Genomic DNA, 12994 nt, shown 5'->3' with positions numbered 1-12994 from the left:
GGTATTGATATTAAAGTAGAAACAAACGGTAGCGGCGGAGTCAAAAATGCTTTGACTGCCGATGATATAAAACGGGCTGTAGGTGTTATTGTGGCAGCCGATAAGGACGTGCCGGTCGAACGATTTAAAGGAAAACACGTCGCTTTCGTTAAGGTGGCGGAGGGCATTAAGAATCCTGCCGCTTTGATTGAAGGCGCCTTGCAACAGACGGCTCCCGTATTTAACGGAAGCGGCAGTAAAAGTGAAGAAAGTACCTCCGGTGAAGGGACGGAAAGCACGGGTCGACGTGTTTATAAGCACTTAATGAACGGCGTTTCACATATGCTTCCTTTCGTTATCGGCGGCGGTATTTTAATTGCTTTGGCCTTCCTTTTTGACATGAATAATGCCGGGACGGCCACTTTCGGTTCGGGAACGCCTGTAGCAGCTTTTTTGAAAGATATCGGTGGTTTGGCATTCAGTATGATGATGCCTATTTTAGCTGGATATATTGCCGTCAGCATAGGTGAACGACCGGCATTGATGCCCGGTATTATCGGCGGTTTTTTGGCAGCTAACGGAGGATCGGGATTTTTCGGAGCCCTTTTTGCCGGATTTATTGCAGGGTATGTCGTTATCTTTTTAAAGACGGTTTTTGCCAAACTGCCTCAAGCCTTGGAAGGAACTAAGCCCGTATTGCTTTATCCCGTTTGCGGTCTTATTCTCGTAGGTCTTATTATGGTTTTTATTATTAATCCGCCTACGGCCGTATTCAATCAATGGCTGTCGTTTACTCTGGCCGGTATGACTACGACCAGCAAGATTTTCTTGGGTCTTATTTTAGGCGGTATGATGTCTATCGATTTCGGTGGTCCTATTAATAAAGCAGCCTATGTTTTCGGAACAGCTTCATTAGTCGATGCATCAGGGGCAGCTGTCAACTCGGGTATCATGGCTTCCGTCATGATCGGAGGTATGGTTCCTCCCATTGCAATTGCTTTGGCGATGCTTGTTTTTAAGGGCAAGTTTACGGAGAAGGAGCGACAATCTACACTTACGAATTTTATTATGGGGTTATCTTTTATTACGGAAGGAGCTATTCCTTTCGCCGCCTCCGATCCGGTTCATGTCATACCCTCGTGTGCCGTCGGTTCGGCTGTAGCCGGGGCTCTGTCCATGTTTTTTAATTGTACCGTTCCGGCCCCTCACGGCGGGATTTTCGTATTCGGTGTCGTTACGAACTGGCCCCTGTACTTGGCAGCTCTTTTTGCCGGTGCCGTAGTGGCGGCTCTCTTGTTGGGATTAACGAGAAAGAATGCTTAGACTATTGTTTTTCTTATAAAAGTACGTTAAAGTAAAGAATACCGATTAAGTTGATTTTAAGGAGGCATTAAAATGAAAGAGTTTACATATACAATAACGGATTCCCAAGGGATTCATGCGCGTCCGGCTGGATTGGCCGTTAAGGAAGCTAAAAAATTTGAATCAAAGATTACTATTGAAAAAGGGTCTAAAAAAGGTGACTTGAAAAAGATTTTTACGGTCATGGCTCTGGGCGTGAAACAAGGTGAAGAAATAAAAGTTACTGTAGACGGTTCAGATGAAGAACATGCTGTACATGAAATAGAAAAATTCTTTAAAGAAAATTTCTAAAGGAGGTATTCATGCTAGTTGTAAAGGGAAAATCGGTTTTTTCCGGCATTACGATGGGTCCCCTTGCTTTGTTCCATAGAAATACCGTATCTACGGCCAGACGACGTATAAAGGATACGGATGCAGAAGTGGAACGCTTTCAAGAAGCTCGTTTAGCATCTATTGAACAGTTGAAAGACATGTATGAGAAGGCGGTTCAAAAGGTTGGCGAAGAGGAAGCGGCCGTATTTGAAGTTCATCAGATGATGCTTGATGATGACGATTATATTGATAATATAGTTACTTTAATTTCTCAAAAAAAAATAAATGCCGAAGCAGCTGTAGAAGAAACGGCGCAGCAGTTTTCCGAAATGTTCCGCTCCATGGATGATGCGTATATGAAGGAACGGGCAGCCGACGTATTGGATATATCAAGACGTATACAGGTACAGCTTTGTGGCGGTGAAGCCAATGATTTCTCGGCATACGACGGTGTTATTTTGGCCGCCGACGACTTAGCTCCCAGTGAAACGCTACAACTCGATACGGATAAGATTCTGGGCTTTGTTACCTCCGGCGGGAGCACGAACTCCCACACGGCTATTTTGGCTCGTACACTGGGAATTACAGCCGTAGTCAATACGGGAACGCAATTGCATACGGATGTGGAAGGCAAGACGGTTATTGTTGACGGCTTTACGGGAACCGTATATTTGGATCCCGATTCGGCTACGTTGGATAAGATGAAGAAAAAACAGGCAGAGGCTGAGGAACGTAAAATTCGTTTAGAAGCATATCGAGGTAAGGAATCCGTTACGGTAGACGGTTATAAGGTCAACGTTTTCGCGAATATCGGAAATCCTGATAATGTACCTCAAGCCTTGGCTAATGATGCGGAAGGGATCGGCCTTTTCCGTAGCGAATTCCTATATTTGGAAAATGCTACCTATCCGACGGAAGAGCAGCAGTTTGAAGCTTATAAAAAGACGGTCGAAATGATGGAAGGCAAAACGGTTGTTATCCGTACCCTGGATATAGGAGCGGATAAGAAGGTGGATTACTTCGATTTAAAGGCTGAAGAAAATCCGGCTATGGGCATGCGTGCTATTCGTATTTGCTTAACTCGACCGACTCTTTTTAAAACACAGTTGCGAGCTTTGTGTAGAGCCAGTGCGTACGGAAAGATTGCCATTATGTTTCCCATGATTATTTCCGTTGATGAAGTGCGTCGCAGTCGAGAGTTATTGAGACAAGTGCAGAACGAGCTGAGACATGAAGGAATTGCTTTTGATGAGTCGATGGAAGTGGGAATTATGATAGAAACGCCCGCAGCGGCACTCATTAGTGACGAGTTGGCTAAAGAAGTGGACTTCTTCAGCATCGGTTCCAATGACCTGACCCAGTATACCTTGGCTATTGATCGGCAACAGACGGACCTGGATAACTTCTTCGATCCCCGCCATCCTGCCCTTCTCCGACTTATTGAAATGACGGTTAAAAACGGTCATAAAGAAGGCGTTTGGGTAGGTATTTGCGGTGAACTCGGAGCAGACTTAAGCCTTACGGAAGACTTTCTGCGCATGGGCGTAGACGAACTTTCTGTAAGTCCGCCGTCGGTTCTGCCCTTACGTGAGAAAATAGGATCTATTGATTTAAGTAAATAACGTATAAGAGGTGTAAAGGACCTGCTGCCCTTGCGGTTGGCAGGTTCTTTTATAAATGGGCTGAAATACTCTCTATACGGTTATCGTATACATAAAAGGCTTATAAAATATAGGTTTAAATAGCTGTTTCTCTTTACAATTATACCCCACCGGGGTATAATGAGTCAGACAAATTAATAAGGGGGAATTTACTATGGTAATGTCTAACTATATGGATTTACTGGGTATGTATGCACCGTGGTTTTTAATTCTTTTCATGGTAGTGCCTATGACCTTAGCCGAGCTGGTTCTTTGTTCGGAAATCTTTTCACTGCTTAACAAAGAAAAAGCAGTGAACTCATGGCCCGGTTTACGAAAAGGGGCATCTATTTGTTTAAGTATTATTTTTATTTTCTTGTTTATTTATCTTGTTGTCGCATATATACCGACAGTTGCTTGGAAGGGACCCTTGGATCGCCTGTCTATCTACTCCTTCTTAGCAGCTATTATTCCGGCCGTCTATTTACTTTTTATAGAAATCGGCATTGTAGGTAAGGCCTGGAATGAACATACCAAAGTTGTTCGTCATGCATTGACCGTATTTCTTTTTGTGGCACTTACCCACTTGGCTATGGTATTCGGCATGATTGATCCGCAATTAGGCGGGTATGTTCCGCCTCAAGGCCAAATGAATATGCATATGAATATGAACGGTAACAATCAAGGACATATGCATATGAACGGGAATCAGATGCCGTATAACTGCCCGGGAAATGCATATAATCATATGCAAGGTAACGGGAATATGCAAATGAACGGTAATAATCAATCCATGTCGGGTCAGCAAAACGGTCATGAAATGAATATGGAAAGCAACAAATAAGATAAACGACTACTCATTAGAATACTTTTTGGTAAAGAGGATTGTTTCACAAGAAACAGTCCTCTTTTTATCTTTACTACAGTTTTTGTTAAATGAATGAAAGAGATAGAACTGCGAATGGTGATATAAAAAAGACAAGAAGATAAAAGTAAACTTTTGCCTTCAAGATGACAATGGTAGAATGACTATAGTATAGGAAATAGGGTACTAAAATAAATAGTATATCTTAATTAAGAGGTGATACATGATGGAAGAAAATGTAAGCCAACGGATTAACAGATTAAGAGAGCAAGAAGAGCTCGGCGTTTATGAATTAGCTCGTATGGTAAATGTATCGGCCAGAACTGTATATGAATGGGAAAAGGGAGTCGTAGACACTGTAGAAGAAGCTGTCTTAACCCGATTAGCTCCTGTTTTAGGCGTAACGAAATATTATTTGAGAACGGGAGTTCATAGAGATCTTCTTTCGCCGGAAGTAGAAGCCTGGTTACGTAAACCTGAAAACATGGAAAAATTTATGAACTTTTATTATAAAGAATTAGGCAAAGAAAGTTGTAATCATGTGAATAGGCCGACACTTTAAGTTATAGTATTTCAATGGTGTCGGTTAATATAATATGGTAGTTTCACGTGAAACACTTTCACATAGAAAAAAGTCCCGTCTCTTTTATGAGACGGGACTTTTTCTGTGTTATTTTACGAGTTCATAACCTGCATCAGCAATGACTTTTGAGAATTGGTCTGTTGAAATTTCTTTGTTTGTTGTAACTGTTGCTTTCTTACCTTCTAAATCAACGGTTACAGATGTTACCCCGTCCATGGCAGAGAGGGCTTCTTCTACATGTTTTTGGCAATGGCCGCACATCATACCTTCAATTTTTAACACTTGTTCCATTTTCTTTTCCTCCTTAGGAGATATTAATATATAGCCGGCATCTGTAATTACACGATTGAATTCAGATGCGGGTATATTCTGCTTACTTTCGACAATAGCCGTGTTTGTGGATAAATCTACAGTTGCAGAGACGACACCGGGAATTGCTGTAAGAGCATCTTCTACACGTTTTTGACAATGGGCACACGTCATGCCGTCAACAACTAATGTTGTAGAAACAGTATGAGTTTGTGCATCTTTCGAGTTTGTTTCACGTGAAACATCCCCGTGCTCTACTTTAAAGAAGCGAAGCCTCAATGCATTCATGACGACGCAGAAGCTACTGAGACTCATTGCGCCCGCACCGATAATGGGGCTGAGTTTGATACCGAATAAGGGATAGAGGACTCCGGCAGCCAAGGGAATACCGATGACATTGTAAAAGAAAGCCCAGAAAAGATTTTCTTTAATGTTGCGAATAACGGCCTTACTAAGTTTTACAGCTGTTACGGCATCGAGAAGATCATTTTTCATAAGAACGGCATCGGCACTTTCAATGGCTACATCTGTGCCGGCGCCGATGGCAATACCCAGATCGGCCTTCATAAGTGCCGGTGCATCGTTAATACCGTCGCCGATCATGGCTACTCGATGTCCTTCCGCCTGTAAGGCTGAAATATGTTTTTCTTTATCTTGGGGTAATACTTCGGCAATAACCTTGGGAATCTGTAATCGCTGTTGTACCGCTTTAGCTGTGCGTTCATTATCGCCTGTGAGCATGACTACTTGAATACCCATATGGCGGAAGAGAGCAATGGCTTTGGCACTGGATTCTTTTTCCATGTCGGCAACGGCAATGATTCCTTCTATTGCTTTGTCTGTTGCAAAGAGTAGGGGGGTCTTACCTTCATCGCCTAAGCGATTCAAGGTGTTGATAACAGAAGTCGTATCAATTCCTACGTCTTCCAATAAGCGGCGATTTCCGGCATACCAAGTCGTACCGTTTACAGTGGCCCGAATACCCTTGCCGAAAATGGCGGTAAAGTCCGATACGGGAGCGGGAATAATATTTTTATCTTTACCGTATTGAACAATGGCGGCACCTAAAGGATGTTCACTTTTATTTTCCAAGCCTACGGCAACGGAAAGAAGGTTATGAAGATCCGTATTCAAAGGGAGGACATCTGTTACACCGGGTTTTCCTTCCGTAATAGTCCCGGTTTTGTCCATTACGACTGTGTCAATGGAATGAGCCGACTCAAGAGCTTCTCCCGATTTGATAAGAATTCCGTTTTCAGCCCCCTTGCCCGTACCGACCATGATGGCAACCGGCGTTGCCAGTCCGAGTGCACAAGGGCAAGAAATAACAAGAACGGAAATGCCGAGAGAAAATGCGAATTCAAGGGAAGCCCCCATTAAGAAATACCATACGGCTGCCGTAATAACGGCAATTGTAATAACTGTAGGGACAAAAACGCCTGCAATTTTATCAGCTGTTTTGGCAATAGGAGCCTTACTGCTACTTGCTTCATCGACGAGACGGATAATCTGACTGATAGTCATATCATCACCGATTCGCTTTGCTGTCATATGAATGGATCCGGCCTTATTCATAGTGGCTGCCGTAACGGTGTCACCGACTTGCTTATCAACAGGAATACTTTCGCCTGTAAGGGCTGATTCATCAATACTTGTCGTACCTTCGGAAATGACTCCGTCAGCAGGAATGCTTTCGCCGGGGCGAACAACGATTTCATCACCGATTCGGAGCTGACTTACCGGAATTGTCGACTCTTTGCCGTTACGAATAACTCGTGCTTCCTTAGGGGCCAAATCCATAAGTTTTTCAATGGCTTGGCTTGTTTTACCCTTTGCACGGGCTTCCATGTATTTACCTACTGTGATTAAGGTGACAATCATACCGGCCGATTCAAAATATAAGTTTGTACTGTACGATTCGACTAAGGTTAAATCACCGTGACCAAGCCCCCAAGCGATGCGGAATATGGCGAAAATACCAAAAAAGGCGGAAGCCGCTGAGCCGAGGCCTACGAGGCTGTCCATATTGGGGGCCCCTTTAAAGAGATTGCGGAAGCCGTTAATATAGTAATGGCGATTTAAATAAATAATGGGCAAGACCAGGACAAATTGAGCAAATGCATAAATCATGGCATTTTCCGGACCGTCGAAAATACGGGCGACTGCATCCGGAACAGGTAACCCGAAGACGGCTTTAAATAGGCCGTGCGATGATACATACATTGTGGGAATGAGGAAAAGAACGGATAGGATTAGCCGTTTTTTCATGGCGTTTAGAGCATCAACTATTGTTGAAGATCCGCCGGTCGGTGGAGTAGCAACATTCTCAGCTTGTTGTTGGTCGGAGGATGAGGCTCCGTAACCGGCACCGATAACGGCATCAACAATATCTTGGGAGGATAGTTTTGTTTCGTCGTAATCCACTTGCATGCTGTTGGTCAGCAAATTAACGCTGGCTTTTTCCATGCCTTCTAATTGGGAAACTGTTTTTTCGACACGACTGGAGCAGGCAGAGCAGGTCATACCTGTTACAATAAACTTTTCATGTTTCATATAATCACCTACTTCATCATTTTTTGCAGTAATGAGACCAGCTCGTCTACAACTTCGTCATTCCCCTGTCGAATATCGTTGACTACACAAGTCTTTATATGCTCGCCTAAGAGTTCTTTATTGAAGGCATTCAATGCCGACTGGACGGCACTGACCTGTGTCAGTATGTCCACACAGTATCGTTCCTCTTCCAACATTTTTTTGATACCCCTGACTTGGCCTTCAATTCGATTAAGGCGACAGACTAACTGTTTATACTCTTGTTCTTCTCTGTGCTTATGTTTTATATCAGCCATGCATGAGCAAGATTTTTTCTCTGTCATGTGAACCTCCCAAACATATATTTAAGAATAATAATATAATATACCCCACTGGGGTATATGTCAATAATTATTTTCAAAAAATGGAAAAGGGCGAAAAATGACCTTATTTTGCGTTTAAACGAAAAATGATGCTTTTTCATATAAATGGATTTAAAATTAAAAATAAGGGCTTATAATCCATTTTACGAAGGATGATTTTCGGGTCAAAAATATAAAATCGGTAAATAAAAAAGCATGACGAAATGATTCGTCATGCTTTTAATCAATTTTCTTATTTCAGCAATGCGGCAACTGCCTGTGTTTCGTCAACCGCTTTGTCGGCACCGGCAATGATAGATCCCTGAACAACGATAGCATCCAAACCTTTTGCCTGGCGATCTTGTTCAACCTTATCCTGAATATCTTTCTGAATAGGGTTGAGCAAATCAAATTCCAACTTATTGAGGTCTTGGCTGAGTTTGTTGCCAAGTTCCTGTCTCTGTTGGTCGGTTGTCATTTTTGCACTCTTGCTCTTATATTCATCCTGAGCTTTTTTAACGGCATTTTGCATTTGAGCCGTAGCTTTCGGATAGTTTTTGTGAGCCTGTATTAATGCATCAAAGTTTACATAGCCTACGCCGGCTGCGAACGCGGAAGTTGCGGCAGCAACGCCGAGCATACCGACTACAGCAAAAGATGCAAGTTGTTTTTTCAAATTCATATTCCTATACCTCCTGAAACGAAAGATTGTCTTTCATTTGCCCATTATAACAAAGAACGGTGAAAAGCACAATGGATTTTGGTACTTTGTAACACGATAGAGTTTTTAATGTGCTTCTTCGTTCTTATTAGGCGCTTCCATGTTCGTTTCTTCATCATCTTTAATATATATATATTTATCTTTCTTCATTTTTTCAATGATCTCCGGAGCCATAGTTAAGAGCTTTTCGAAGCCCGATGCATGATATCCGTCTTGTTTAATAGAGAACATTTCGACGCGTTCTCCTTTAATGACCAGAATTGCCGTAGGTTCCAGCTTAGCCCCTCCGCCGCCGCCGGCACTTTCGTGAGCGGTGTCGCCTTTACCGCCGAAACCGCCGGAGCCGAACCCGAAGGTTACGTCTACAAAGGGGACGAGAATGGCATCACCGATGTGTAGGGCTTCGCCGACGACTGTTTCAACTTTAATCATTTCCTGGAAACTTTGAAAAATAGATTCAAGATTGGTCTTTACTTCGTTGGACATGATTGAATTTCCCTCCGAGCGTAATATAAGTACGTATGATACGGCGTACAGGTTGTGAGAATATAAAGGGCAGTACGCAGAAAATCAGGATAAGCGGAATAATGCGTCCACTGGAGGTAAGACGAGCATTATACTCTTTTTCCAAATAGTTGAATCGCAGTTCGTGAACACTTTGCGGGATAGTCGCATAAAGCCATCCGGCTAAGATTCCCGTTTCGTGAGGACTGCCTATGCCTATAGTACCGTTTGCAGTGAAAGTTCGCAAGCGGGAATGGTGAAGGATGCGACCGATTAAAAGCAGGACTTGGACGGCAAAAGCTTGATTAAGTAGAAGGGGACGAAGGGGCACACGTGTTTGCGAGCCTTCTTTTGCCGTACTGCCACTATCCTCTTCATCTCTTTCAGTCTTCTGAACGGCTCTTTCCACCTCATCCGTTTCGCTTTTTTCATCATCATTTTTCAGTAGTTCCGAATCTTGATTTATATCCGGTTCAGCAAGGGGCGAGCGGTGTCGCACCCTTTTTATATACAAACGCAGAAGCGGAGCTTTTCCGAGAACATAACGGAAGGAAAACAAAAAGACCCGTCCTGACCAGTTTACAGTTGCGGTTGCCTTAAAGGGCGAGGTTATATATAGACGAACTGTATAGGCCAGCGGTATGGAGAGTATTGTTACGATAAGCATTAACAGCAGTGTAATAATAATCAACAAAACCGCCATAAGACGAGCCTCCTCTTACGGTATGAAAAGTATCGGCAGAAATAAATCGGTTTAGTTGTCGGCCGTTTTTTCGTTAAAGATGCAATCTACGTTTTCCGCCTTAAAACAGCGTGAGCAGGAAATACACAGAGCCGGGTCTTGAGAACCGCTTCTCCAACGGCGAGGCAAATCGGGTTCGCGAAGTAAGGGTCGGCTTAAGGAGATAAAAGATATGTCCGTAGACTCAAGACAGGCTTCCATATCGCTTACGTTGCGAAAACCGCCGACTACGCCGACGTCGGCCTTACCTTTTAATAAAGTAGCCGCTTCTGCGGCATAAGAAGCAAAATACATGGGTTCCTTCGTGCGACGAATAGCACGAATCGGGCCTTGGCGCGGTAAAGACGCCGTATTTCCGCCACTTACTTCAATGGCATTAATTCCTGAAGATACGGCCATAGACATGACTTCCTTGCTTTCTTCAAAGGTCATGCCTCCCTCTTCCATGTAATCGGCACTGTTTAATTTAAGCCACAGGGGATAGTCAGGGCCTACGACGGCACGAGACGCCGCAATACATTCGATAAGAAAACGAGCTCGATTCTCTAAACTGCCGCCGTATTCATCGGTTCTGCGATTAAAGTAAGGCGTCAGAAATTTACTTGCCAAATAACCGTGGGCACCGTGAATTTGAATGCCGTCAAAACCGGCGTTACGAGCACGAACGACAGCCTTTGCCATATCTTGTACGAGTTGCTTTATTTCTTTTGTTTCCAATATATGCAAAGGGCCTTCCGTTGTTACCACTTTTTCTTGAATTCCGCTGGGGCTTACGGCTTTTACGGATCCTTCCGGTAACGCAATGGCGGAACCCATGGCAACTAATTGTGCCACTACTTTACCGCCGTGTTCATGTACGCAGGCAGTAAGCTTTTGTAACGGTTCGATACAATCATCCGAACTGATTCGAATTTGGCAGTGTTGATGCGGTTCCATCGGGCTGACTGCCATCATGCCCGTAATGATGATTCCGCTTCCGCCATCGGCTAAGGCAGCGTAATTTTGAAGCAGCCGCTCCGTCGGGAATCCGTTGGCATCGGCCATACCCTCAAAAGTAGCGGAACGAACGATGCGGCACTTCGCATCAATACCGCCGATTTGAGTTCTATCAAATAACATAATGATTCTCTCCTTAGACCGCAAAATTATAGCAATACGTTTATCCATTATAGCGTAAATGATTGCAAAAAGCTAATAGTATAAGGGAAAATTCATTGTAAGCACGGGAACAGCTCTTCTATGGAGGTCGGAGCCTGTAAATAAGGTATGAATTTACGAATTTTTAATGTATAATACTAAGTGTTTGATATAGTGAACATATACACTTGAAGGGATGTTGAATAGATGGCGACGGCTATGGTACTGGGAACCCAGTGGGGTGACGAAGGTAAAGGTAAGATTGTTGATTATTTGGCACAGAAAGCTGATGTGGTTATTCGTTCACAAGGCGGTAATAATGCCGGTCATACGGTGGTGGCAGACGGCCAATCCTTTGCCCTACGGCTCTTACCGTCGGGCATCTTATTTTCCGAAAAAACGTGTATCATCGGTAACGGTGTTGTTGTCAATCCGGAAGTTCTTCTCGAAGAAATTGACGGAATGGTTAAAAAAGGCGTTACGATCAGTGAGCTGGAAGTTTCAACACGGGCCCATGTTATTATGCCGTATCATATTCGCATAGATGAAGAAGACGAAAAACTGCGCGGTAATGATAAAATCGGTACGACTAAAAACGGTATAGGTCCTTGCTATGCGGATAAGATTAACCGCGTCGGTATTCGCATTGGCGACCTGATGGATCGTGACGTATTCTATCAAAAATTAAAGACAAATTTAGAATTGAAGAATCGGCTTTTTGCGACGTACTATAACTGTGAAGGCTTCGACTTTGAAGAAATTTTTACTAAATACACGGCGTTAGCCGAACGCATTCGTCCGTATGTAAAGGATACGGAATATTCGGCGAACCAGTATATTAAGGAAGGCAAGAAAGTTTTGTTTGAAGGGGCTCAGGCGACGATGCTCGATTTGGATCACGGTACGTACCCCTTCGTAACGAGTTCCAATCCTACAGCCGGCGGAGCTTGTGTCGGATCCGGCGTAGGTCCTCGTATGATGAGCAATATTATCGGCGTTGTTAAGGCTTACACGACTCGTGTCGGGGCGGGTCCTTTCCCGGCAGAGCAGAACAATAAAATCGGTGAATATCTGCGTGCAACGGGACATGAGTTCGGTACCGTAACCGGGCGTAGCCGTCGTTGCGGATGGTTCGATTCTGTCGTTGTTCGCTATGCAGCCATGCTGAACAGTCTCGACTATCTGGCAATTACGAGGTTGGATATTTTAGACGAATTGGATACAATCAACATTTGTAAAGGGTATATGTACAAGGGTCGTGAGTTGGAAGAATACCCGGAAAGCTTGAATGTACTTCAGGAAGTGGAGCCTGTTTACGAAGAATTGCCCGGCTGGAAGACGGATATTTCCGGTTGTAAGTCTTATGATGAATTACCCGAAAATGCTCGTTATTATGTAGAACGAATCAGCCAACTTGTCGGGGTTCCTTTGGGAATTGTTTCAGTAGGTCCCGACCGGTCTCAGACGATTGTGTTGCACGACGTATTTTAAGGATGCAAAAAGCATCTCTTGCAAGACGGCACAAAGTATGCCGCCGGCAAGAGATGCTTTTATTATTTTATTATTCTTCGCCGCAGGCACTGCAACCGTTACAAGAGCCGCTGCAGGAACTGCATCCTCCTTGTAATGAGCGAAGGCCGGCCAAGGCTGTTAAGGTTTTACGCGGACTGATCATGCGTCCCGGTGAGACGGTGACTCCGATTTCTTCGGACTGTAGAGAGGCTAGAATTTCGATTTGTTGTGATAAGGGGAAATCACCTTCGCCCGGGCAAATACGCCAAGCTGTTTTCAATTCATCGCGAGAATACGTGATATCAATGATTTCCGTCAATCTATTTAAAAGCGTATCCAGAGCTGCGGCAGCTGTGCAGTCGGCGAGCATGCCGGTAGCAAAATCTCCGGAAGTAAAGAATTTGTCGATGTAATCGTCAATGTCTTTGCCCAAG

12 protein-coding genes and 1 pseudogene are annotated in these 12994 nt (G+C 43.8%); 6 read left to right on the top strand and 7 right to left on the bottom strand.

Annotated features, from left to right (window positions below; genetic code table 11):
* From PGX78_RS03075 to PGX78_RS03055, 5 genes are all read left to right on the top strand, one after another.
* On the top strand, window positions 1–1302 hold a 1302-nt coding region (locus tag PGX78_RS03075), incomplete at its 5' end, for a PTS fructose transporter subunit IIC (RefSeq protein ID WP_270445344.1).
* A 72-nt stretch (window positions 1303–1374) separates the two neighbouring features.
* Window positions 1375–1632, top strand: coding sequence for an HPr family phosphocarrier protein (locus PGX78_RS03070; RefSeq protein WP_270445343.1), 258 nt, complete (start codon window positions 1375–1377; stop codon window positions 1630–1632).
* A gap of 11 nt (window positions 1633–1643) precedes the next feature.
* The gene (gene ptsP, locus PGX78_RS03065) at window positions 1644–3275 is read left to right on the top strand and encodes a phosphoenolpyruvate--protein phosphotransferase (protein ID WP_270445342.1); all 1632 of its coding nucleotides are present in this window, start codon (window positions 1644–1646) and stop codon (window positions 3273–3275) included.
* Window positions 3276–3468: 193 nt separating this feature from the next.
* Window positions 3469–4137 carry a DUF6803 family protein gene (locus PGX78_RS03060; RefSeq protein ID WP_270445341.1) on the top strand — a complete coding sequence of 223 codons (669 nt, stop codon included), beginning with the start codon at window positions 3469–3471 and terminating at the stop codon, window positions 4135–4137.
* Window positions 4138–4381: 244 nt separating this feature from the next.
* Window positions 4382–4720 carry a helix-turn-helix transcriptional regulator gene (locus PGX78_RS03055; RefSeq protein ID WP_006940829.1) on the top strand — a complete coding sequence of 113 codons (339 nt, stop codon included), beginning with the start codon at window positions 4382–4384 and terminating at the stop codon, window positions 4718–4720.
* Between the two features lie 108 nt (window positions 4721–4828).
* On the opposite strand, the gene PGX78_RS03050 is transcribed toward PGX78_RS03055, so the two are convergent.
* From PGX78_RS03050 to PGX78_RS03025, 6 genes are all read right to left on the bottom strand, one after another.
* The gene (locus PGX78_RS03050) at window positions 4829–7603 is read right to left on the bottom strand and encodes a heavy metal translocating P-type ATPase (RefSeq protein WP_270445340.1); all 2775 of its coding nucleotides are present in this window, start codon (window positions 7601–7603) and stop codon (window positions 4829–4831) included.
* An 8-nt stretch (window positions 7604–7611) separates the two neighbouring features.
* Entirely contained in the window at window positions 7612–7926 is a 315-nt protein-coding gene (locus PGX78_RS03045; RefSeq protein ID WP_040773073.1) for a metal-sensing transcriptional repressor, read from the bottom strand.
* Between the two features lie 271 nt (window positions 7927–8197).
* Window positions 8198–8626 carry an OmpH family outer membrane protein gene (locus PGX78_RS03040; RefSeq protein ID WP_006940832.1) on the bottom strand — a complete coding sequence of 143 codons (429 nt, stop codon included), beginning with the start codon at window positions 8624–8626 and terminating at the stop codon, window positions 8198–8200.
* A 105-nt stretch (window positions 8627–8731) separates the two neighbouring features.
* Complete coding sequence (locus PGX78_RS03035; RefSeq protein ID WP_270445339.1) at window positions 8732–9151, bottom strand: GerW family sporulation protein; 420 nt, start codon at window positions 9149–9151, stop codon at window positions 8732–8734.
* A complete protein-coding gene (locus PGX78_RS03030; RefSeq protein ID WP_270445338.1) occupies window positions 9123–9872 on the bottom strand; it encodes a hypothetical protein in 750 nt (249 codons plus the stop codon). The genes PGX78_RS03035 and PGX78_RS03030 overlap by 29 nt, the downstream gene beginning before the upstream one ends.
* A 51-nt stretch (window positions 9873–9923) precedes the next feature.
* Complete coding sequence (locus tag PGX78_RS03025; protein WP_270445337.1) at window positions 9924–11030, bottom strand: NADH:flavin oxidoreductase; 1107 nt, start codon at window positions 11028–11030, stop codon at window positions 9924–9926.
* A gap of 225 nt (window positions 11031–11255) precedes the next feature.
* Between PGX78_RS03025 and PGX78_RS03020 the strand changes: the two genes are divergently transcribed.
* Entirely contained in the window at window positions 11256–12539 is a 1284-nt protein-coding gene (locus PGX78_RS03020) for an adenylosuccinate synthase (RefSeq protein ID WP_270445336.1), read from the top strand.
* A 70-nt stretch (window positions 12540–12609) separates the two neighbouring features.
* On the opposite strand, the pseudogene PGX78_RS03015 reads toward PGX78_RS03020, so the two are convergent.
* Window positions 12610–12994, bottom strand: a pseudogene (locus PGX78_RS03015) (methionine synthase); the annotation flags it as partial.

It is taken from the genome of Megasphaera sp. AF13-6AC (assembly GCF_027685385.1).
GTDB lineage: Bacteria > Bacillota > Negativicutes > Veillonellales > Megasphaeraceae > Megasphaera > Megasphaera micronuciformis.
The sequence above is the reverse complement of the archived record's forward strand: the minus strand, read 5'-3'. Positions and strand labels throughout refer to the sequence as shown.